This is a genomic window from Streptococcus sp. FDAARGOS_192, from assembly GCF_002073815.2.
Classification (GTDB): Bacteria; Bacillota; Bacilli; order Lactobacillales; family Streptococcaceae; genus Streptococcus; species Streptococcus salivarius_H.
Map to the genome: position 1 here is coordinate 87,410 of NZ_CP020429.2, position 22,494 is coordinate 109,903.

A 22,494-nucleotide genomic window follows, 5' to 3' on the forward strand; every position below is an offset into this window, starting at 1 on the left:
ATGTTACCTTATGTGTTTGTAGCGCTCATAACGGTACTAAATATTCTTGAGATGCTTTTGATGGCTTATCTGCCGTTTTACGCTACCTGTAAGCAACTGGGCTGTAGTATTGGTAAAGTTTATTGGCTTTTATTTTTTCCTATTTACCTTGTTGCTGTCAATTTACCCTACTTTTTTGAACCATTTCTTTTTATTGCCTATTTTTATATCCTTTTTCGTCTGGCTAATAAAAAGAATAGAGCGTTTTCCTTTTTTAATGCAGCTTTTATAGTACTTAGTTATGACACTTTCCATCGCTTTTTTCGCAGTGTCATGACTAAGATTATTGATTTGGATAGTCTTTATCATTTGTTTTTTAATTTTTTTTTAGCTGTGAGTTTTGTCGAATATCTGGTTCCTTTATTTTGTCTCATTCTTGTCTTAAAAAATATAGACCTTAGGTTTGATCTGCTAGAAAAAGATGATTTTAAAAAGATAGTCTGTAAAGCTAATATTATCTTTATTGCTTTACTTCTTTCCATGACTATGTGGACTATTATCATGGGAAACCATGCATTTCTTATTAATACGTTTGGTTCAACCATTTCCTTGGTTCACCTGCTGCTCTTTTTATATGTCGCTCAATATCTTAAATCTCAACAAAATACTTACATGGTTCATCAAGAGATTAAACGACGAGAGGATGCGAACAAAGAGCTTAATCAGTTTGTTAATAAGCTTGGTAGTTTATATGATGAAATTCGAGGATTTAGACATGATTTTGCTGGTATTATAGCCAGTCTAGCTCCAGTTATCCAAGAAAGAAATATTAATGAGATAGAGTTAGTTTACAAAGATGTTTTGCTAACCACAAATGCAAATCTTCAAAAGTTAGACTATTCTGCCTTTGATTTGAAAAATATTGATGATTTGGCTTTTAGAAATGCTCTTGCTAAAGCGATGTTAGAAGCTGAAAAACAAGGCGTCACTTTCAAGTGTGATGTACCAGGGCATATTCCAGTTGTTGATATTTCTATGCTTGATATGATTAGGATATTATCAATCCTTCTAACAAATGCAGTTGAAGCAGCGCAAGAAGCTGATAAACCTCTCGTTGAGGTTGCTATAACAAATAAAAATAATGTTATAACAGTTATGATTTATAATACACGTTCAAAAATACCTTTAAATAAACGTCGTATTTGGGAAAAAGGTGTATCAAGTAAGGGAGACGATAGAGGATTGGGCTTGTATAATCTCAAAAAATTATTGGGAGATTATCCTCAATTAAGTTTAGAGACGAAAGTCGGTCAAGAGGACTTTACTCAGATAATGACGATTCAGTAAAGGAGTGGAGTATGCGTATCATTGTTTTAGAGGACAATATTCATCATCAGTTGCGACTAGAATCAGCGCTTTATGATGTTGCAAAAAACTTGAACCTTCATATTTATGTTGAGTGCGCTACAACATTAGAGGAGTTTGAAGACTATAAACAAAAGGAAGCTGTCAACCAAGTTTACTTCCTTGATTTGGAGATTGATGGAGATAGAGACAAAGGATTTCAAATAGCAAAAACTATTAGAGAAACAAATCCCTATGCTGTTATTATTTTTACGACAACTCTTTCAGAAGCTATGCCTTTAGTCTTTAAAAATCATGTCTCAGCACTTGATTTTATCACAAAAGACCTACCTGAGAAAGATTATCGAGCACGTGTCAAACAATGCTTAGAGCAGGTTTTAAAACATGGACAGACGAATAAGCATGAGGAAATTTTACATTATAGTTATCAAGGAAGACCAGGCATCAACATTCCCATTTCAGACATTCTTTTTATTCAAACTTCTGTAAAATCGCATCGCTTAGTCATTTATACTAGTGAGTTTATCAAAGAGTTTTATGGTAGCTTGTCTGAAATTTTGCAATTGGATACGAAGAACCATTTTCAACGTGTTGACCGATCAGCTATTGTTAATGTTCAAAATATTGCTAGTTATGACTCAAAGACGAAGGAAGTGATGTTTTTTGAGGGAACCACTTGTCCTGTGTCACGATTACATTTAAAGACCTTAAAAATACGTATGAAAGAATTGGGAATTTTATAATTAGAAATAAATACTAAATAAAGACTGTGTTCTGTATAACGGCTCCTTTCTACCATTTGTCAAGTCTATCAAGACTTTAAGTAAAAAAAGAGATAAGACAGTAGCTATTCTGAGGTTACTGTCTTATTTTTAACACTTTTTGATCCATAAATGGGCATGCTAAAAAAACACCTCATCTGGTATTGTTTGAAACAAGGTGTTAGAATTATAGGGCATAGACGACTTTAATGACTTTGGGCTAAAGTATAGTCGTAAAGTTTATTATGTATTATAAGATAATACATTGTCCTAATAAGGCGATGTATAGAGGCAATCGTATGAGGCTTAGTTGAAGTTGTCTGCGATTGTCTTTTTCGTTTCTCATAGAAATCTGAGATATGGCAAGGATTGGTATGGCTAGCTGAAGCGATATTGTGAATGCACTTGAACAAGATTTTTCTGGCATATGAGTATCAGTTTCAAAAACAAGAGAAATAATGATGTTAGGGTCTTTAATTCCGATTAATTCTGTGGTATTCTTAATAAGTCTCATAAGTTCTTCCTAATGATGGTTTGGTTGCTTTTCATTATAGTTCTTATGGGACTTTTTGTCTGCATTCAAAAAGCTCTATAATCTCTACAGTGGTTTTACCCACTACAGAAATTATAGAGCCGATAAAAAACGTAACGATAAGGATTCAATTGTTATTCAATAATTTATCTTTAAAGTAGTTGAAGAAAGTTTTTTTAGCGATAACACTCACTACTTTTCCCTGCATACCATAGGTAAGATTTTCTCTATCTTGTGATGTTACATTGACTTTAGCGGTTACTTTGAAGAAGTTACCGTTTTTTGTTTCTGTTGTAGCTTTATCTAGTGAGACAATCTCTCCTTTTATAACTGTAGGAGTTTTTCCAACGGTATTTAGTGTAAATCTTACAGTTTGTTGTTTTTTCAATTGGTTGATATAGTTTGAGTTGACATAGTATGTTATGGCTACATTTTTAGCTTCAGAAAGATTAGGATAAATTTGTCCAATAACAGTTCCTTGAGGTATATAAGATTCGCCTTTGATTTGACTATTGAGATGTAGGACACCATTTGAGTTAGCGTACAGGCTAGTTGCTTCTTTTCTGATATTAGCTTGTTCAAGTTGGGCTTGAAGACTTTCTTTGTCTTTATTGACTTGATTAAGCTGTTCTTGAGCTTGTGATACTTGCTGATTTCGCAGTGTCTCTATTTGTGAAGAAGCGCTATTATCGTAAGTTCCAGTGGTTACATTACTAGAAAGCTTCAGATTAAGATTGTCAATGTCTGATTGTGGTTCTTGATATTGGTTGACCTGTGTTTGTAGTTCTGTTATTTGTTTAGGAATACTAGAATTAGCTTTATTCACACTTTCCTCTTGCTTTGCAACTGTGACATTGGCTTGATTAACTTGGCTAGTAATAGTAATCGCTTGGTTTAAAAATGCATTGATTGTGCTAGAGTAGCCAAATTCATCATTATCTCCGAAAAGATTCGTCCCTTGTTTTAAACTGTTAATTAACGTCTCTAAAGCAGCAGCTTGTCTATCATCTCTATCTATTTGCTGCTGAATACTATTACTCTGAGAAGCTTCGAGCTTATCAGAGTATTTAACGAGAAGGTCTCCTTTTTTTACTGTCTTATTATCTTTAAGATTGTTAGTTGAGATAATATTATTACTAGTAGATTGAATAACCTCGATTACTTTTGTTGGCGTGATTTCCCCAGTACTTGTTACCGTTATTTCTGTATGAGCAAACAAAGAAAATAATACAATGAATAAGACCAGTAGCGTCAAAGGTAGCACGAGTATAGTAGCAAAGTTATGATAACGACGTTGGTAGAACTCCGCTGATTGAAATAAGTGGTTGTTCATAAAACTCTCCTTACTTGAATAAATGGTAGTAGAAGCCTTGTTTATTGATCAATTCTTGGTGACTACCTTCTTCAATTAATTTTCCTTTGTCAAGGACAATAACACGGTCAACCTGTTTAGCGATACTTAGTCTATGTGCGACAAAAATAATTGTTTTATCTGTTAGCTGCATCAGATTATTGATGACTTTTTTCTCTGTTAAAACATCTAGACCGCTTGTAGCCTCATCAAGAATCAAAATAGGAGCTTGGGTTAGTAAAGCACGTGCTAAAGCTAAGCGTTGTTTCTGTCCACCTGATAAGCCAGCTCCATCAGATAGTTCTGTCTGATAACCAAGGGGCATAGCTTCAATATCTGCTCGAATTTCCGCAATTTGACAAGCCATAAGGATATCTTCTTGAGTAATGTCTGGACTTGCTCCTAAGGTGAGATTGTCTAAAATAGATCCTGAAAAAATATATGATTGTTGTGGAAGGTAGTTAATGTACTGACGGAGTTGCTTTTTATCAATCATTTTCAAATCCATATTACCCAGTCGAATATTGCCTTGGTTAGGCTCATAAAAGTTTACAATCATCTTTGCAAGTGTCGTTTTACCAGAACCACTGATTCCAACTAAACTGACTTTTTCTCCTTGTTTTATAGTTAAATTGAGGTCACTTAGAGTGTAGGTCCCAAATCCATATCTGTAAGACACATCATGAAAAGTGATGTTACCAGAAAGTTTTGACGTCATACTAGTTGTGCCTTCAAATTCAGAAGCAACGAGATAAACTTCATTAAGACGTTTATTAGCAACCTTAGCAGATTGCAACTTTGTTTGAAGATTAATAATATTTTCAATAGGATTTGTAAAATAAGATAGCAAAGTATTGTAAGTGATGAGTTGACCGATTGAGATTTTACTATCCATCACTAAGCTAGCGCCGAACCATAAAATAGCAACATTTAAAATGAGTTGAGCACCGTGCTTTAATGAAGTTTGGACATTTTCATATATGCTTAGTTTGAAAGATTTATCGAGATAATCAACAAACTCGCTATCAATTTTTTGGTAACGCAATTCCTCACTAGTTAGTGATTTAATCGTTTCAATACCATTGATATCCTCTATAATAGCTGAGCTAACCATGGCATTACTTTGCATCACATCATGGTTCATCTTTTCAAAAGGCTTGAGAAATGCAAAAATAATGACTGTATAAATCGGTAAAGCTACGAGTGTCAAAAGAAATAGCTGTATATTTTGAAGCACTAGTACACTACCGACAATAAAAACGATACTAACATCTAGAAAGAGGGATAGGATAGTTGATGCCAAAGCATCTATGATGGAGTTAGCATCTGTAAAACGAGAGGTAATCTCCCCAGTTCTCCTAGTTGCAAAGAAAGACATAGGTAGTGTAAAGATATGGCGGATGTAGGATAAAATGACATCTATTGTCAGTCGTTGGCTAAGCACTCTTAATAGATAGGACTGGGAGAATGCCATGAGCTGCTGCAGGATATAGGTGATGACAAGTCCTAGAGAAATAATGCCTAGAGTTGATTTCATATTATTAGGAATGTACACATCCAAAATTCCCTGTAAATAATAAGAACCAACAATATTGACCAAAGTGACAAGCAAGCTAGCTAAAACAATATAGGTAATTAGTGTTTTTTGCTTTATGATTAAAGGGAGAAAACTTAAAAGACCGTTTTTCTTATCCTTGTGTGGCTTGTAACTAGGAGCTGGTGCTAAGAAAATAGCAACACCTGTCCATTCCTGCTTAAAGCGCTCCTTAGACATTTTAGTAACTTTTACACTCGGATCTGGATCACCAATAATCAGATAATCTTTCTTAGCTTTATAAACAACATAAAAATGTTGCAATTTCCTTTCTTTATTGACATGGACAATGAACGGATAAGGAATATCCGTCATATCAAACAATTCCATATTTGCCTTAATTGCCTTGGTTTCAAATCCCATTTTTTTGGCAGCTTCAGTAATACCTAGGGCAGTAGTACCCTCTTTTGTCGTTTTTGCAAGTTCTCGAAGATGAGCTAGTGAGAAGTCAGAACCGTAGTGTTTGGCAATGGAGGCAAGGGCAGCGACACCACAGTCACGCATATCCATTTGAGCAACATAAGCATACCGTTTCATACATTATTTCCTTTTTAGGTAATTTAATTAATTATGCCATAATAAGATATAAATTAGGGAATGTTTGCCTAAACAGTATATTTTTATTCCTAAAAGGGAGACTGATGTTAGTATGATTTTATGGACACGTTTATTTGTTTGGGTAAAATTCATACAACAAGTGATGGGTAGAATAGCCTATCACTTTTTTTTCAGCACGCGCGTGAGTAGGACATCATGTAACTTTTAAACACAAAAAACTAGAGCGATGGCCCTAGTTGTAAAGGAGGTTTGTTCACATCTGGGTTTATAGGAGATTATGATGTGAACGGGATTGATTAGGAGTCTCTATTTCTATTAGGAGGATTAGAGACAGAAAGGATTAGTTTTTGAGTGTAGTTTCATCGAACTACAAGAAGATTATATCAATTTATGAGATAGGATACAATGGACTTAGGGGGTGTCACACCCCCTATAATTAGAGATCGACTGACTTATGGTATAGTAGTATGTTTTATTGTGTGCCATCCTATAATTAGACTAATAATTAATATAAACAATAGTTTAGGAGTGACAGAAGCAGTAATGAATGAAATGAAACAGGACAATGTCATACTATGATATATGAGATACTAGGTCTATAGGGCAAATTAGCCAGGGGATGACTTTTATTATCTATGGTATAATAAGATAAATTTGGAGTTGTAGAGGTGAGCATTTGGAAGAAAATAGACCTGATTTTAGAGATATAAAATCGTTTGAAGAATTTAACAGATACTACTGGTATCGAGAAGAGCTTTCACAAATTTGTAAGTACCTTGGATTAGAATACAGATGTACAAAAAAAGAATTAAATCATATTATAGAACAATATTTTAAGGGAAATAGAGTAGAAAAATTTTTGAGGAAAAGAAACAAAAATCAAACCGAAATAATAACCCTAAATACATCATTACTTGAATGTGGGTTTTCCTTTAATCAGAAATTTCGTGATTATTTTTCAGCTGTAACAGGTGTTAATCCGTTTAAATTTAATGCTGATATGGCAACAGCTTGGCGAAAAGTAAAACGGGACAACAACATAAATTTTACAATACAAGATATGATTAAAATATACTATGGAGAGTCAGACTACGCCAAGTATGATAATTCAGCTTGCCAATGGAATCAATTTCTAAAAGACTTTTGTGCAGATGAATTTAGCAATCATTACTCCAACAAGTTAAAAGTTGCGGCTATCCTTTGGAAAGAAGTTAGAGATTCAAAAAATAAAAAAATTTATTCACGGGGACTTCTAAAAGAATATAGCTACAAAATAGAGGAGTACTGTAAGTAAACAACTTCAAGTTTGTCGAACGGAATATAAAGTATTAAAGACGATAGAAATAAAAAATCTATCAAAAGATTATTTGAAATGTACGAAGAAAAGAAACAAAAGAATGAATGACTATGGTATCCTTTTGGTAGCTAAACAGACAAAATATCTTGTTTTTTACCCACTACAAATATTATAGAGCCGTTATTTCAAGACTATCTTTTATTATTTAGTAGTTTCTGTATGAAGTTGAATGGAATAATTATTTTGTTAGAGAGTAGATTATAAGGTTTTGATAGAGGATGAGTTAAGTTGTTTGACATATGATTATTAAGAAATAATCCAATATGGTGACAGTCACATCTTGTCTAAAACGTTGCTATATAAGGTTTTTTAGAGTATAATAAACCTAAAAACGGAATCATTTTGAAGCTGAAGTCATGCTGAGATTAATAGTGCGATTACGAAATCTGGTAGAAAAGATACCCTACGAGGTTTTAGAGCTATGTTGTTTCGAATGGTTCCAAAACTAGGCTTCGTTTGTTAGTAACATACGAGATGTTTTAGAGCTATGTTGTTTCGAATGGTTCCAAAACAGGGAAGAACAAGATTTCATCAATCCAGATGTTTTAGAGCTATGTTGTTTCGAATGGTTCCAAAACAAGAGATTCACGCCACCGACCGTATCGCTGGTTTTAGAGCTATGTTGTTTCGAATGGTTCCAAAACTGTATGCGTGATTGGAACACTGGCGAAAGGGTTTTAGAGCTGTGTTGTTTCGAATGGTTCCAAAATCTATAGGGTTATTCTATTCCTTCAGATCTTGACTGATGAAAAAACTGGTTCTTTTCTACCATTTGTCAAGTCTATCAAGGCTTTAAGTAAAAAAAGAGATAAGACAGTAGCTATTCTGAGGTTACTGTCTTATTTTTAACCCTTTTTTATCCATAAATGGGCATGCTAAAAAAACACCTCATCTGGTATTTTTTCTACCATTTGTCAAGTCTATCAAGGCTTTAAGTAAAAAAAGAGATAAGACAGTAGCTATTCTGAGGTTACTGTCTTATTTTTAACCCTTTTTTATCCATAAATGGGCATGCTAAAAAAACACCTCATCTGGTATTTTTTGAAACAAGGTGTTACAATAATACGGCATAGACAGCCTTATCGATTTTGGGTCAAAGAGTAATCGTAAAGTTTGTTATGCGTAATGAGGTAATACATTGTTCGAATGAGACGATGTATAGAGGCAATCGTATGTGGCTTAGTTGAAGCTATTGTCGATTGTCTTTTTCGTTTCTCATAAAAGTCAGCGATATGGCAGGGATTGGTATGACTAGCTGAAGCGATGTTGTGAATGCACTTGAACAAGATTTTTCTGGCATAGGGATTACCTCGTTTAGTGATGTGTTCCTTGGCGAGAAAGTTCCCAGATTCGTAGTGTTTCAGGTCAATGCCAATAAAAGCGTTGATTTGATTGGTAGACTGAAAGCGACGAATATTTCCCAACTCGCCAATGATAGATGTCGCTGTGGTTTCTGCGATGCCAGGAATTGACCGTAAGATGTCATACTCTGGTAAAGGCTGAGCTAGAGCTACCATGTCGCTTAAGACAACTTGTCTGCGTTCAGAAAGACGAAGCAATTCTTGAGCATAGTAACGAACCTCTTCAAGCATTGGAGAGGTTTTCTTGACCGCACAATAAGACTGATTAGCTAGTTTTATAAGCTTATCTACTAAGTAAGTTACACGTTTTTCAGAGATGCGTTTTGATGTAGACTGACGGATAATCTCACACAAGTTACTTTGAGATAGGCTTAATACAAACTCTTTGCATGGAAAAGCCATCACTAAGTTCCAATATTGCTCTCCAGTAGGTGTGGATAATAGATTTTCCAATTCAGGAAAGGTGACTTGTAGAACCTTGTGCAGACGGTTTTTAGTTCGAACAAGATCTTCTGTCATATTTTGATAGAAACGGCTTAAATCACGCAGGTGTTGATAAACTTCTTCCTGCACGTAAGTTGGTTTACGATTGTGCACAAGCTGAGATTTAGCCAACTTTTCAGCGTCAATTTTATCTGTTTTACGAACTCGCAGACTGTCCAATTGCTTCTTAGCTTCCAGTGGATTTAGCCGTGTGTAAGCGTAACTATATTCCTCAAGAAAGGCTTGAAGACGTCGAGAATAGACACCTGTAGCCTCAAATATAATCTCAGGGTTATGAACAGTTTTCAAGTCGCCCAACAGGCGATTGAATCCAATGGCATCATTGAGTATGGTGTAGCCATGAACCTTCTCACCGTTGACTAAAATGGCCACCTCAGAACTTGTTTTACTGACATCAATTCCAAATACTGCACGCATGACATTACCTCTTTTGTCTTGAATAATTCCATGTTTTAGTGATTTTATTTTCAATACGCGACGTTTAGCGTCCTACATACTTTGATCAAACTCCACCTAAAACAAGGTGTCTTGCCAGTTTGTCAAGCGACGTCTAGCGCCATAGAGCCCTACGACTTTACAAGACACCACTACTTTAACATAAAGAAAAAGTAGTGAGTACTCTCTCCCGTCGGAGATTTCTTCACTACTAATCTTAGTATGTTTGTCAACTGTAGTGGGTGACGAAAAGCTAAAGTAAGACTAAAATCAAGAAAGGAACTTATGATGTTTGTAATTGAAGAAGTCAAGAATGAAAATCAAAAAAAGGCAGTTGTCGCTGAGGTTTTGAAGGATTTGCCAGAATGGTTTGGAATCCCAGAAAGCACACAAGCCTATATAGAAGGAGCCACGACACTGCAAGTTTGGGCTGCCTATCAGGAGAGTGATTTGACTGGATTTGTAAGCTTGTCCTATTCTAGTGAAGATTGTGCAGAGATTGATTGTCTCGGCGTAAAAAAATCCTATCAAGGTAGAAAAATTGGGAGCCAATTGCTTGCTACTTTAGAGAGCGAAGCTCGTAAAAAAGTTGATTATCTGCAGGTCAAAACAGTGGCAGAAGGTTCTAATAAAGATTATGATCGAACGAATGTCTTTTATCGCAGTCTTGGTTTTAAAAAGTTAGAGATTTTTCCACAGCTTTGGGGCTCTCAAAACCCTTGTCAGATTTTGATTAAGAAGCTTGAATAATATTACTTGACATCTATTCTCAGAGTGCTATACTGCAAGTGTAATCGTCGATTTAGCTCAGTTGGTAGAGCAAGGCACTCGTAAAGCCTAGGTCACAGGTTCAATCGCTGCAATCGGCATCAAACTATACAAGAAAAAGCCTATTGTGACGGGCTTTTTTTGATGTTGAATTACTTTGGATCCTTGTCAACTGTAGTGGGTGACGAAAAGCTAACATCTAGAGAGGACCTGATAGGTCTTCTCTTTTTTATGTTCAGAGTGATGAAAACACGCTTCCTAAAGTTAATAAAGTTTCTAAAACCGAAGCCCAGACGTTTGATGTCTTTGATAAGCTTATTGGTCCCCTCCAATTTTGCATTTGAGTAATGTGTTTCTAGTGCGTTTTTGATGTATTGTTTGTGTCTAAGAAAGGTTATAAAGACAGTTTTGAAGTAGTGATTGAGCTTGCTTATATTCTCCACTATTAACTCAAAAAACTCATCTACCCTCTTTTCTTGAAAGTGAAACAGCAACAGCTGATAGAGGTTATAATAGTTAGCGAGTTCTTCTGAGAAATTTAGTGTCTTCTTAACGACTTCATATGGACTTAAGGTTTGACCAAAGGTCTTCGAGTGAAATGACTTACAAGATAACTTACGGCTGTCCTTTTGGAAGAGTCTCCAGTGATTTTTCAAGGCTCGGTAGGGTAGTGACTTCTTATCAAATTGATTCATAATGGCAATTCTTGTCTTCAAAAAGGCTCGACCAAGGTGTTGGATGATGTGGAAACGATCAATAATGATTTCGGCGTTTGGGAAAAGTCTACGAGCTAGTGGGATACAGGCTCCTGACATATCCATTGTAATAAACTGCACTTTTTGGCGAACCTTCAATGGATACTTCAAAAAGTGGTTTCGAATAGTGGTTTGACGGCGATTATCAAGGATGGTTATGAGTTTGTTGGTCTCATAGTTTTGAGCCACAAAAGCGAGTTCACCTTTCTTGAACCCAAACTCATCCCAAGACATAACAGCTGGGAGCTTGTCATAATGTTCCTTGAAAGTAAACCGGTCAAGTTTACGATAGACAGTGGACCTCGCTATACGAAGTCTTCTGGCAATATCCGTTAGTGATGCCTTCTCAGTTAGAAGTTGAGCAACCTTTTGTCGGACAAGGTTGGAGATTTGGTGGTTTTTCTCAACAATTGATGTCTCAGCTACCGTGACTTTCTTACAATTTTTACACTGGAAGCGACGTTTTTTTTAGGCGTAGTAGTGTTGGAATTCCAGCTTGTTCGAGAAGAGGGATTTTAGAAGGTTTTTGAAAATCATATTTGATCTTCTTTCCTTTGCAATGAGGGCATGGTGGTGCAGGGTAATCCAGTTTTGCATGAATCTCGATATGAGTATCGGTTTCAAAAACAAGAGAAATAATAATGTTAGGGTCTTTAATTCCGATTAATTCTGTGGTATTCTTAATAAGTCTCATAAGTTCTTCCTAATGATGGTTTGGTTGCTTTTCATTATAGTTCTTATGGGACTTTTTGTCTGCACTCAAAAAGCTCCATAATCTCTACAGTGGTTTTACCCACTACAGAAATTATAGAGCCAAAAAACTCTCGGAAATGTATTTCATGCGCCTTTTAGGTGTTTTTTTATTTTACTGTAAGTCATCTTTAACCTTAGGTTGCTATTTTTTCATGCGTTTGCTATACTAAAGACATAAATTGTTTAATTTATATCTATTTCACCACACCTCAAACGGTGAACTCATAGTCAAGTGACTAGAGAAAAGAGGAAACATGGAGGAGGATATGTGATTACTGATTCTGTCCCAGTGAAAAGCATACCGTGTTTAAGGGGTTAAAAGAGAGCGTACTCGCTTTTAGCTATCAGTTAAGCCATCAGACAGAAATAAGGGGCTTAACGCTTTGAAACACGTACGAGAAAATTGCCTTGAGTTTTTGAAAGGCTACAACAAACGTTATTAGCAAGTAAGCATAACGAGAAGTTTTTCCTATGGTTTGCCATAGGCACGCGCATCCTTGTTTTTTGAGACAAGGCTTGCCGGCTTCTTTGTTATGCTTTTTTTGTTTTGAGTTTGGGTAGACGGACAAAAAAGGAAGGCGACATCTCGATGTTTGGAGGAGAGGAACAGGTGTTCCCAAGTCTAAACTGTCGGCAAGCGGAGGAAAGGCTACGAATAAGTATTCGAGGCTTTCCAAGGCAACTTTACAACAACAACTTTAAAAAGGAGAAAAGCTTATGCTTAACAAAGTCATTATTACTGGTCGTTTGGTCTCAGATCCGGAACTTCGCTACACACCTTCGAACAAGGCAGTAGCGACGGCTCGAATCGCTTCTCCCCGTGATTACAAAAATCAAAATGGAGAGCGAGAGACCGACTTTATTAACCTCGTCATTTGGGGTAAAGCGGAGAATTTCGCGAACTGGATCAAGAAAGGCTATCTTGTGACTGTTGAAGGACGGTTGCAAACTCGTTCTTATGAAAACCAACAAGGTCAAAAGGTCTATGTGACCGAGGTTAATGTGTCAAACTTTGACAACTTACAGCCTCGTGACCATAGTAACGCTTCTTCGCAAAGTCCAGATTTTGGACCTGCAGAAGGGGGCTTTCCTGGAGGCGGAGAACCTTTAGATGATTCTATGTTTGAGAATATTCCTTTCTAGTACATAGTTTAAGGTTTTAAGAAGAAAGTAGAGAGTTCAGTCATACTGGGCTCTTTTTGTTTTGGAAGGAGAAAGAATGATAAAAGAAGTAGAGATACTTCCTCCATTGACAGAGGATAATTACTACCAAGATAGGTATTATATGTCCACTTCTCGTTTTAAGGAGTACATCAAATGTCCCTTAAGACAACAAGTTGTCGATTTGGGCTTTTGGCCTGAGAAGACAGAGACAGAAAGCCTACTTGTTGGTAATTATGTCCATTCTTATTTTGAGACTAAAGAAGCTCATGAAGCTTTCTTGGAAATGAATCGAGATAAGATCATTAGTCAACGAGGAAAAACTGCTGGCCAGGTAAAAGCCTCTTTCAAACAAGCAGATAAGATGATTGCTGCTTTAGAAAAAGAGGAGCTTTTTAATCGTTTGTATCATGGTACAGATGATGAAATGGTGGAGAAAGAACGGATTATCACTGGTACGCTAGAAGGGATTCCCTTCAAGTGCAAAATTGATAGTCTGAATCTTTCAGGTGGTTATTTCATAGACTTGAAAACGATGGAGAGTCTTCAGTCGGAAAAATATTCGACAACACTTCATCGTTATACGAAGTCTCTTCTCTATAACATAGTAGAATATCAGTATACGCTACAAATGTACGTATATCAGGAGTTGCTGAAGCAAACCTACGGTTATGAGTTTACACCTTATATTATGGCAGTTTCAAAAGAACCTGTTCCAGATAAGGAGTTAATTATGATTGATGATACTATCATTGAAATGGGGAGAGACATCTTCTATGGGCATCTTGAAGTACTTAAAGATGCTTTAGCACATAAGTCTGTCGAAGGATGTGGTCATTGTGATTACTGTTTGACGAATAAGTCGTTAGTTACGGCAAAAACAATGGCAGAATTTTTACAACAATAAATAGAGAAAGTGGTCTAAAGGCCACTTTTTAAAATGAAGGAGAAAGAACAATGACTGAAACTATGTTGAACACACCAAATGAGAAAACCTTAGTAGCTGAACTTATTGAAGCTAGAGTAGCTCTAGCTAAGACTGAAATGCAATTAGAATGGCAAAAGGCTGAACAAGCTAAAAAAGACCATTCTAAACCGGAGCCAGAGCTTATGGCTCCATTGTTTGAGGCTTTGGCCAAGGCTCAAGCTGAGTTTGAGTCGGTAACAGCGACAAGTAGAGTCACGTTTAAGAACGTGGACTTTAAGTTCGCACCTCTATCAGAGATTTTAGGGGCTGTACGTCCAGCTCTTAACAAGTTCGGCTTGACGTTGACTCAGCAAACTAAACACATTCCGTTTGGGAATGCCAATGGTATCAAAGTTGTGACGACACTACTTCATGAAAGTGGTGTCTCTTACGACATTGAGTCTGTTCCTGTATTCTACAATGTCAATGATATTAAGAATCTGGGAGCACAGGTGACCTATCTGCGACGCTACGAGGTGAAAACACTGCTTGGTATTGAGGCTGATAGCGAAGAACTAGATATGGACAATGTGCCAAATCATTCGCAATCAGCTCAACAGACTGGTAATTATGATAGTAACCATAATTATCAGTCAAAAGCCCAAGTGAAAACACCTCGCAAACCAACGGGTGCCCGCTATGGAAAGACTGCTCAGTCAGCGTCGCTAGCTACTTCTTTGAGTAGCAGTGAACAGACATTACTTAGTGAGGTGACATCAGATAACAAAGTGGCAAGTGATAGTGTCTCACAAGCAACTAGCGAGTCTGAAGTAGCTCCACAAAAGAGTGAAACAGCTACAAAAGGGATAAAAACTGCTTGTAACGATGATCAACTGATTCAAATGGTTGCTCGTGGTGAAGAAGCAGCATTGTCTCTTGGAGCAACAGAAAGCCAGTTGCTTGAGTGGTCTCAGCTAGGAGAAAGCCAAGGGTTGACTGTTCAACTCAAAGCTTTATCTGATTTTGTTTCTAAACAACGTCAGCAGGCACAACAACAATAGTAGTAGAACAAAAAGTGGTCAGACTTTATTACGGCAACAAAATAAGAGAAATGTTAATTAGAGGCGTTTACCTGATCGGCATTAATTGAACATTATCCAGAGGGTAGAACTATCCCTGGGTGAGAAAGAGTATGATATAATAGGATAAGAATTATACAACATGATATTATAACGACTAAGGTAGGAATGGGTATGCAAAATATTAATGATCTTTTTGAAGCATATATAGCAGAAGAGGACCCTATTAAGAAGGAGTTTTTGCTAAATATGTACAACCATGCTTTGCAACAGAAACAAAAAGAGGTGATTAGTCGTGACTACTTTGTCAGATAAACAATCACCAGTGTTTTAGATCTTTTCCATTCAAACCGAACTTATGTCGAACAACAAGTTTGGTACACTTTCTTTAAACAGATACTTCCAGAGTTGTTGTTTATTGGGTTAGTGGCCATTCTAGACTATTTTTTCCTATGCAACTTGCTTCGCAACAAATTGGTTTTTAAACCTGTAGTTGCCGTGGTATTTCTAATCCCTATTCTTTTGATAGAAGGGATTCAACACCTTTTTCGTAGTTGAACAAAGGAAGGAGACGTCTATTATTAATATACTGTGTTTTTTAGAGGGTGCCCATAAGCCCAAAAAACATAGGCAATGTATGGCGAAAGTGTGTACTTATCTAAAGAACGACGGGCATAAGGTTCGAGTAGGGTATGTTTCACTAGCGGGTCTTGAAGCTTTGGATAACAGAGGAGTCAATACAATGAGTGAAGCTGTCCCTGGAGAAAGAGTCTGGTTAATCGTTTATGATGAAGACCGTCCCTGTAAATCCTATACGAATGAAGATATTCATTACTACAAGGAATTTGTGGATTTGTTTTCGTCACGTCTGAAACGGAGACTTTACTACGAAGCCCTGCTTAACGAACTGACAGTCCTCAAAACATGAACAGAAAAATGGTCCTAGGGGCCATTTTTTTATTTTATAAAGGAGAAAAAACAATGACAAAAAGAGAAAAAGCCTTGTGGTTACAAGAGCACTACAAGAATTACTCCCTTAAATGGTACCTAGAGAATGATGCCAGATTAAATGCGATGTTTAGAAAAGCTTATCATCGTTATATGACTGACCTCAATGCACGTGCCTCGAAAGCGCAATTGTCTCATATTGAGGACCTGGGCAAACGTATGCGAGAGGTATACGAAGATGTCTACGGTACTAATTTTGATAGCGATTGTCACTTAGACCGTGCAGAGACGAATAGAAAGGTGCAAGCTATCCGCTCTATGTGGGTAGTAGCCCCAGCCTAGGAGGAGGTCGTTATGGATAGAATCAGTATTCTGCTAGAAGCACTTCCTCGAAAAAGTACCATTTCGGTTTTGTATAAGGGGAGTGCTGCTGTTGTAGTTGCAAGAGATAACCAGGAGCGTTTGCTTTTTAAAGTAACCACAACCGCAGCAGTCGCTATGCAACTGCAGGAAAAATGGCTTGTGGTTTAACAGGTAAAGGAGAAAAACAATGACAGAAACAATTACTAGGAGACAAGTTAGACATCCTAAAGACTTTGGTGATAGAGAGCTATTCAAAAGGGCTTTCACTCACTGGATTCCTTCAGAAAAGGTCGATGCCTTGTATTCTGAATTGCAAGGAGATTTTAAGAAGGTCTTTAAGAAGGTCTGTGAGTTAAGTATCGAGGAGTTAAAACATTATGGATTAACTCAGAGAGATGCTATTGCCTTTCTTTCAATGCTTGAACTTTTCAAACGTTCAGAAGGTGAGGAAGAAAAGCCAACTTGTGTCACTGGGACAGGATATTTTGCTCAAAGTATCCAAAAAGCCTATGGACATAAGAAACAAGAGCATCTTGTAGTGTGGTACTTAGACGTGCATTATAACGTTATCGAGGAGCGAGTAGTTTTCATCGGTAGCGTTCATCGTAGTATGGCGTGTCCAAGAGAGATTTTTCACTATGCAGTGAAGAATTTAGCTCGCTACGTGTTGGTAGCTCATAACCATCCCTCTGGAAGTGTATATCCTTCCAGTAATGATATTAATGTCACTGAGGCCCTTGAAGATGCTGCAAAGCTCTTTGAGATGGAGGTCTTAGACCATGTTATCGTAACGAAGGATAATTACTATTCTTTTAGAGATAACGGAAGAATGCGTTGTTTCTAGGAAAGGAGAAAAAGAATGGGAAATATTTCTGATGCCTTTGGAAAGGTAACTATTTCCGCACCAACATTTTCAGATATTGAGGTGCTTGTGGCTACTCATAGGGTAATCAATACCAAAGCTTGGAGACCTACGACTATAGAAGGTCATCCAAGAAAAGCAGATTGTATCACAACTGAAGAAGGAGTTGTCTCAGCGACACTTCCTTTTACAGCTTGTGGGAACTGGAATATTCGAGAGAATATCGATAGCTTTTTGACTAACATCTTAAAGCAAGATAGCACTCTTAGTGATATCCCGGTGTCAGCCACATTTGATTATGTAGATGCAGAGTCTGGCGTAAACTTTATTTATAAAGCAACCGTTATGACTCGCAATGTCCCTGGTAAAGGGATAACCACTAAACTCTTAACAGATGAAGACCTTGGAGATTACTCAGAGTCTTATCTAAAAGAGTTAGAGGAAGCCTATGACCAAGAGCTTGCTTTAGGCCGACTGTCTATCTAAAAATGGTGTTATAATAGGTATAAAGAAAAAGATGTAGCGAGGAGACAAAGCATGAAAGAGACCTTCTTTTGGACCTTTAGTTCAGATGCGATTTCGACCTTATCTGATTTGACGTCAGAAGGGTTTGAAGTTGATTGGACGGTAAGGAGTTCATCTGATGCTATGACCAGTGGTTTTGTGATTCAAGGGGAGGTTTCTGGAATGATTGAGTTCACTCCTGAGCCTAGAGATGCTTACACCTTTGTTCATAAGTTAGAGGTTCGTATGGATAAGAAAAATCAAGGGATAGCAGGGCTTTTGTTGGCACATGTTGCCCAAGATGCTTTCAATCGTGGTTTCGAGGGGGTCATGATCTGTCTTTCAAAGACTGCTCTTTTAGATTACTACGTGCGTCGCTATGGTTGCAGTCGTATTGCAAATACAAACCGTGTGATGTTTCATACGGCAGCATGCCAGTTGCTCATTGACCGCTTTTTGAAGGAAGGAGTAGACAAACCATGAGGATAGTAGAACAATTTAAGGCCGATTGGGAGTCTTTAGGTTTACCAGAAAAACCATACAAGACACCAGAGGAGATTGAAATGATCAAGAATGGGAATCTTGTGTGGGCTGCGCGTGTTGAAGAGAACTTGGGGCGTAAGTTAAGCCCACGAGAACTTGATGAGATGCAGTGGTAAGCCACGTCTATAAATAGTATATCGTGTAAGATACATCGTATATTGGATATATAAGAGAAAGAGGAAGGTAGTAACTCTAGGTTACACCTCCTCTTTTTTCTATGGAGGAGAAAAAACAATGACAACATTATCAACAAATTTACTAGGAAGAAAACTATTTGCTCATATTTCCTCTGATAAAGAGGTTAATGATTCATTTTCAGGAATGACCTTGCGTCAATTTTTGAACGAGACTGGGAATAGCCATCTTTTTATCAAGAAGGATGGAATGGTTGCTATCAATACCTTGTTAGAACAAAGTGGGTTAATGCCTATTTCTTGTGATGAGGCATTGGTGGCAATGGAAGACTTAAAGATGACTAGTTTAGGGTCACAATTTGGGTTTTTCATTAAACCAACTCAATATAAACGTCAAAATCCAGAAGTTTTGGTACGTTTGGGAAACAATCGTAAGGTTGTGTTCCATCGCTATTACTTTGGTAATGGCTACATGGCTAACCTGGTATATCAGGTAGAAGATGACCAGATTGAGTTCTGCCAGTCTTCTGTCTTTAAGAGTTGGGACAATGGTGAGTATCATCTTACTTACTATACGCCAGTAACAGAAGATGTTGAAGACATCAACACGCGCAAGGAGCTGCTTTCTTTCTTACGTCGTGTCGAGGAGCTTCCTTCTGTTAAGTAGAGAAGTTATGGTAGTCCAGTTTCTAAAATAAAAAGGAGAAAAACAATGACAAAAAAACATATCTATATTTATAAAAACAAAAAAACTCAAGAGGTCTTTGCGGATCTTTTTGCCAAAGACCTTCTTGAAGGCGTTACAACTTTCCCTCAGATTGATAACGCTCAATCCTATTCATTCTTGGAACTCTCTTGTCTTTATCTCAAGAGAATTCTGGAAATGAAGGAGCGTAAGGTTCAAACCCTATTCGTTGAGGGAAAACCCGAACCAGCACTCGCTTCAGCATTGTTACAAGCACGTGCTATGGGGCTGAATGTTGTCATCAAATTGAAGACAACTGAAAGCAATAGCGAGACACAAGAAGAGTTCAAGGAGCTCGGTCTTGACGATGTTGTAATGGCTTGACCTGAATAAAAAAGGAGAAAACAATGACAATCACTCAAGGACTCTATTATATTGAAAAGGTTCACCAATATAATAGTAATATTGCTGGATTTCCGTCAGACCTAATTGATGACCGGATTGCGTCGATTATTGATAGCAACAAGTCGGATATGCAACAAAGTTTGCTATGCCGACCAGTTAGGAACGTGGTCTTGAATCGAGAGGGAGTATCTAACCTTCCTCCGATTGAGATCCCGTTTGAATCTTCACTTTATTATGAAGTTGAGGAAATCAATCCTGGTCTATCAAAGTTGATTATTACCACAGAGCATGCAGAAGCTTTTCAAGAAGCTGATATACACATGTTGGAAACTCGCTTGATTATGTTACAGCGAGCAAAAGAATGTGGAAATTTTACGACAAGTAATTTTCCGAGTCGTTTTCCAAAAGAAGCAAGAGATGATTTAAGTCAATTAGATCTTCTAGCTTGGGGAACAAAAGATATGCCAACCTATCTTTTCTGTCTGATGGAATCTGCATTAGACAGTTACCGAGGATTTTATTCCTTGAGAGACCTAATGGAGGATGCTAACGGTACCCTTCAGCAAGGTTACGATAAAGCTGTGTATTGGCTCTATAGTGGAGTCAAAGGTCAGTACGAATATTAAAGGAGAAAGATAATGACTAAACATAGTTATACAGCAACATTTAAGCGTAAAGACGAAACAGTCTTTACAAAAAGGTTTCTAGCTTCAGATTTGTTTGAAGCTGATGAGCATGCACTACAGTATGCGACTAAGCGAGACATTCTCTATCTCGACTTAGGGCCTGCAGTTCAGTAGAAAGGTAAGCTACGTATTTTATACGTGGCTTTTTTAAAAGGGTTATACGGTCTACTGGTTTTTATTGCTTGCCAAAAACTCGTGCTCTGGTGGATCCTTATTGAAGGAATTAAACCCGAAATAGTTGATAAAAAAGAAATAAAATGCTAACATTTAATAAAAGTGTTAGCATTTTATTTCTTACGAAAGGATAGTGCTATTATGAATAATATTGAAATGATTATGGCTTCTTTTCAACAACATCAAGGATTTTTGACCTTTCAACAAGTACTTGAAGAGAAATTACCTTACAAAATATTGCTGAGAATGATTGATGAGGGACAAGTAGAGATTGAAGGAAAGGGGTTATATCGCCTCCCTGATACTTATCTGGACGAATGGTTTGTGGCGCAGCAACGTTTTTCAAAAGGAATTTTTTCTTTAGAAACAGCTCTTTGGTTACATGGATTATCACTAACAGTTCCCTTTGAGATGACGATGAGCTTTCCTTATGGAACCAATACAAAAAATGTTAAATCAGAAGGTATACGTCCGTTAGTTCTTCGTTCTTATTATGATGAAGGAATTATTGAGCTTGAGCGACAAGTGGGGCAGAAGATTAAGGTTTACGAGCCGGAGAGAGTTTTAGCAGAATGTTTGAGACCAGTTTATCAAGTTGATGTTCAAGTTATAGCTCCTGCATTTAAGATGTATTTTCAAAATCACAAAGTTAACTCTTCAAAACTGTTTCACTATGCACAGTTATTCAAGGTGACTAATAAGTTGCAATCTTACATGGAGGTATTAACCTAATGTTTTCCAATGCAAATAGCTTTAAGGCAAAGATTAAGAATATGGCTAAGGATAGAGGTATTCCTGCCCAGCAGCTTCAGCAAAACTTCCTGATTGAACAGGTATTGAAATTGATTGCTAAAAGTTCCTATAAGGATTCTTTCATTGTTAAAGGCGGTTATCTAATAGGACAGTTGATAGGACTTGATAAGCGAACGACAATGGATTTAGATGTGACGCTTAAAGGGACTACACTTAGTCAAGAAAATCTGGTTACCATCTTTGAAGAGATTCTTTCGGATTCGGACGATGTCTTTTCATTTGAAGTAGATAAACTAGAGCCGATTCGCCAAGATGACGAATACGGGGGATTTTCTCTAAAACTCAATGCTACATTTGATACTTTAAGAGAGGTTGTTTTCATCGACATTACAACGGGTGATAAGATTACACCTAGAGAAATTACTTATTCGATGTCATCCCTATTAGCAAATGAAACCATTGAGGTTTGGACTTATAATTTGGAAACTGTTCTAGCTGAAAAATTGGAAACGATCATTAGCCGAGGAGTAGCATCAACACGTCCTCGTGATCGTTATGACCTTTTTACCTTGTACCATACCAGAAAAGATGAGATAGATTTCGATGTGTTGCGTAAAGCTCTGGCCAATACTGTAGAAAAACGAGGAAGTAAAGAGGCTATTGATATTTGGGAAAGTCAGCTAAATAGTATTGAAACTGATGAGTATCAAAAGCAACTTTGGACACGTTATCAAAGACAATTCAAATATGCACAAGATATTTCTTTTGAGAAATCAGTTCAGATTGTTAAAGAACTCATGACAACTATTATGTAATATAAAACGGTTCATTACCATATATTGGGTAGTGAACCGTTTTTTGTCTCTAATCCTTCTGGTAAAAGGAACATTCATATCCATTCGCTCGAAGGTTGCTATCAGGCATCCAGTTAGGTGCTATACCCATTAGACTTGCTATATCTTCAAGGCTTTGGTCTTTATCACACTCAATGAAGACTTCATCATTAAGGAGTTGCTATGTATTGGTGGTAGTGTAAAATAAGTTGTGTAAACACAAAATAATTGACAGTATATTTTTGGTTGAAAAGTCTTTACAAATATGGTAAAATAGCTTTAGAAACGATAATATTGTTATTCATGGGGATATCTCACCATGATAATGGAACGTCGTGGAATATCAACATGACGTTTTAACGCAAGGGGGAAAACTCTTGCGTT

24 protein-coding genes, 1 tRNA gene, 2 pseudogenes and 1 CRISPR repeat array are annotated in these 22,494 nt (G+C 37.0%); of the genes and pseudogenes, 22 read left to right on the top strand and 5 right to left on the bottom strand.

Features of this window, described 5'->3' with window-relative positions; translation table 11 throughout:
• Entirely contained in the window at positions 1–1,326 is a 1,326-nt protein-coding gene (locus tag A6J31_RS00370) for a sensor histidine kinase (protein ID WP_225791545.1), read from the top strand.
• Between the two features lie 11 nt (positions 1,327–1,337).
• A complete protein-coding gene (locus A6J31_RS00375) occupies positions 1,338–2,087 on the top strand; it encodes a LytR/AlgR family response regulator transcription factor (RefSeq protein WP_080610197.1) in 750 nt (249 codons plus the stop codon).
• Between the two features lie 224 nt (positions 2,088–2,311).
• On the opposite strand, the pseudogene A6J31_RS00380 reads toward A6J31_RS00375, so the two are convergent.
• The 3 genes and pseudogenes from A6J31_RS00380 to A6J31_RS00390 form a co-directional block, all read right to left on the bottom strand.
• Positions 2,312–2,533, bottom strand: a pseudogene (locus A6J31_RS00380) (IS110 family transposase); the annotation flags it as partial.
• Between the two features lie 231 nt (positions 2,534–2,764).
• On the bottom strand, positions 2,765–3,970 hold the full coding sequence (locus tag A6J31_RS00385) for an HlyD family efflux transporter periplasmic adaptor subunit (protein ID WP_080610198.1): 1,206 nt from the start codon (positions 3,968–3,970) through the stop codon (positions 2,765–2,767).
• Between the two features lie 10 nt (positions 3,971–3,980).
• Positions 3,981–6,119, bottom strand: a complete 2,139-nt coding sequence (locus A6J31_RS00390; RefSeq protein WP_045772469.1) for a peptide cleavage/export ABC transporter — start codon at positions 6,117–6,119, stop codon at positions 3,981–3,983.
• A 697-nt stretch (positions 6,120–6,816) separates the two neighbouring features.
• Here A6J31_RS00390 and A6J31_RS00395 point away from each other — a divergent pair.
• The gene (locus A6J31_RS00395; RefSeq protein WP_005376691.1) at positions 6,817–7,434 is read left to right on the top strand and encodes an SAP domain-containing protein; all 618 of its coding nucleotides are present in this window, start codon (positions 6,817–6,819) and stop codon (positions 7,432–7,434) included.
• A gap of 473 nt (positions 7,435–7,907) precedes the next feature.
• Positions 7,908–8,207: a CRISPR direct-repeat array (repeat unit 36 nt; unit sequence GTTTTAGAGCTATGTTGTTTCGAATGGTTCCAAAAC).
• A 369-nt stretch (positions 8,208–8,576) separates the two neighbouring features.
• Here A6J31_RS00395 and A6J31_RS00400 read toward each other — a convergent pair.
• Positions 8,577–9,779 (bottom strand): IS110 family transposase, encoded by a 1,203-nt coding sequence (locus tag A6J31_RS00400; RefSeq protein WP_080610199.1) that lies wholly within the window; start codon positions 9,777–9,779, stop codon positions 8,577–8,579.
• A gap of 306 nt (positions 9,780–10,085) precedes the next feature.
• On the opposite strand from A6J31_RS00400, the gene A6J31_RS00410 reads away from it, so the two are divergent.
• The gene (locus A6J31_RS00410; RefSeq protein WP_080610200.1) at positions 10,086–10,547 is read left to right on the top strand and encodes a GNAT family N-acetyltransferase; all 462 of its coding nucleotides are present in this window, start codon (positions 10,086–10,088) and stop codon (positions 10,545–10,547) included.
• Between the two features lie 46 nt (positions 10,548–10,593).
• A tRNA-Thr gene (locus A6J31_RS00415) sits at positions 10,594–10,666 on the top strand.
• Between the two features lie 98 nt (positions 10,667–10,764).
• Here the strand turns inward: A6J31_RS00415 and A6J31_RS00420 are convergent.
• Positions 10,765–12,014, bottom strand: a pseudogene (locus A6J31_RS00420) (ISL3 family transposase).
• A 776-nt stretch (positions 12,015–12,790) separates the two neighbouring features.
• Between A6J31_RS00420 and A6J31_RS00425 the strand changes: the two are divergent.
• The 17 genes from A6J31_RS00425 (at position 12,791) to A6J31_RS00490 (ending at position 22,092) form a co-directional block, all read left to right on the top strand.
• On the top strand, positions 12,791–13,216 hold the full coding sequence (locus A6J31_RS00425; protein WP_080610201.1) for a single-stranded DNA-binding protein: 426 nt from the start codon (positions 12,791–12,793) through the stop codon (positions 13,214–13,216).
• Positions 13,217–13,292: 76 nt separating this feature from the next.
• The gene (locus tag A6J31_RS00430) at positions 13,293–14,141 is read left to right on the top strand and encodes a PD-(D/E)XK nuclease-like domain-containing protein (RefSeq protein ID WP_080610202.1); all 849 of its coding nucleotides are present in this window, start codon (positions 13,293–13,295) and stop codon (positions 14,139–14,141) included.
• A gap of 50 nt (positions 14,142–14,191) precedes the next feature.
• Positions 14,192–15,202: an ERF family protein gene (locus A6J31_RS00435; protein ID WP_080610203.1), complete on the top strand. Its 1,011-nt coding sequence runs from the start codon at positions 14,192–14,194 to the stop codon at positions 15,200–15,202.
• Positions 15,203–15,394: 192 nt separating this feature from the next.
• Positions 15,395–15,535 carry a hypothetical protein gene (locus A6J31_RS11445; protein WP_192573921.1) on the top strand — a complete coding sequence of 47 codons (141 nt, stop codon included), beginning with the start codon at positions 15,395–15,397 and terminating at the stop codon, positions 15,533–15,535.
• A gap of 427 nt (positions 15,536–15,962) precedes the next feature.
• Positions 15,963–16,148, top strand: a complete 186-nt coding sequence (locus A6J31_RS11610; RefSeq protein WP_225791546.1) for a hypothetical protein — start codon at positions 15,963–15,965, stop codon at positions 16,146–16,148.
• Between the two features lie 53 nt (positions 16,149–16,201).
• Positions 16,202–16,510 (top strand): hypothetical protein, encoded by a 309-nt coding sequence (locus A6J31_RS00445; RefSeq protein ID WP_080610205.1) that lies wholly within the window; start codon positions 16,202–16,204, stop codon positions 16,508–16,510.
• A 12-nt stretch (positions 16,511–16,522) separates the two neighbouring features.
• The gene (locus A6J31_RS11450; protein WP_192573917.1) at positions 16,523–16,699 is read left to right on the top strand and encodes a hypothetical protein; all 177 of its coding nucleotides are present in this window, start codon (positions 16,523–16,525) and stop codon (positions 16,697–16,699) included.
• A gap of 19 nt (positions 16,700–16,718) precedes the next feature.
• Positions 16,719–17,375 carry a JAB domain-containing protein gene (locus A6J31_RS00450; protein ID WP_080610206.1) on the top strand — a complete coding sequence of 219 codons (657 nt, stop codon included), beginning with the start codon at positions 16,719–16,721 and terminating at the stop codon, positions 17,373–17,375.
• Positions 17,376–17,390: 15 nt separating this feature from the next.
• Complete coding sequence (locus A6J31_RS00455) at positions 17,391–17,879, top strand: hypothetical protein (RefSeq protein WP_080610207.1); 489 nt, start codon at positions 17,391–17,393, stop codon at positions 17,877–17,879.
• A gap of 51 nt (positions 17,880–17,930) precedes the next feature.
• Positions 17,931–18,380 (top strand): GNAT family N-acetyltransferase, encoded by a 450-nt coding sequence (locus tag A6J31_RS00460; protein WP_105291369.1) that lies wholly within the window; start codon positions 17,931–17,933, stop codon positions 18,378–18,380.
• On the top strand, positions 18,377–18,556 hold the full coding sequence (locus A6J31_RS00465; RefSeq protein WP_080610208.1) for a hypothetical protein: 180 nt from the start codon (positions 18,377–18,379) through the stop codon (positions 18,554–18,556). The genes A6J31_RS00460 and A6J31_RS00465 overlap by 4 nt, the downstream gene beginning before the upstream one ends.
• Positions 18,557–18,674: 118 nt before the next feature.
• Positions 18,675–19,241, top strand: a complete 567-nt coding sequence (locus A6J31_RS00470) for a hypothetical protein (RefSeq protein WP_080610209.1) — start codon at positions 18,675–18,677, stop codon at positions 19,239–19,241.
• 45 nt (positions 19,242–19,286) lie between these two features.
• Positions 19,287–19,643, top strand: a complete 357-nt coding sequence (locus tag A6J31_RS00475) for a hypothetical protein (protein ID WP_070839478.1) — start codon at positions 19,287–19,289, stop codon at positions 19,641–19,643.
• 23 nt (positions 19,644–19,666) lie between these two features.
• Positions 19,667–20,290, top strand: a complete 624-nt coding sequence (locus tag A6J31_RS00480; RefSeq protein ID WP_021151529.1) for a hypothetical protein — start codon at positions 19,667–19,669, stop codon at positions 20,288–20,290.
• Between the two features lie 12 nt (positions 20,291–20,302).
• On the top strand, positions 20,303–20,464 hold the full coding sequence (locus tag A6J31_RS11455) for a hypothetical protein (protein WP_171963507.1): 162 nt from the start codon (positions 20,303–20,305) through the stop codon (positions 20,462–20,464).
• 201 nt (positions 20,465–20,665) lie between these two features.
• Positions 20,666–21,256 (top strand): type IV toxin-antitoxin system AbiEi family antitoxin domain-containing protein, encoded by a 591-nt coding sequence (locus A6J31_RS00485; protein WP_070839476.1) that lies wholly within the window; start codon positions 20,666–20,668, stop codon positions 21,254–21,256.
• Positions 21,256–22,092 (top strand): nucleotidyl transferase AbiEii/AbiGii toxin family protein, encoded by an 837-nt coding sequence (locus A6J31_RS00490; RefSeq protein WP_080610210.1) that lies wholly within the window; start codon positions 21,256–21,258, stop codon positions 22,090–22,092. Before A6J31_RS00485 ends, A6J31_RS00490 begins: the two co-directional genes overlap by 1 nt.
• The last annotated feature ends 402 nt before the right edge of the window (positions 22,093–22,494 follow it).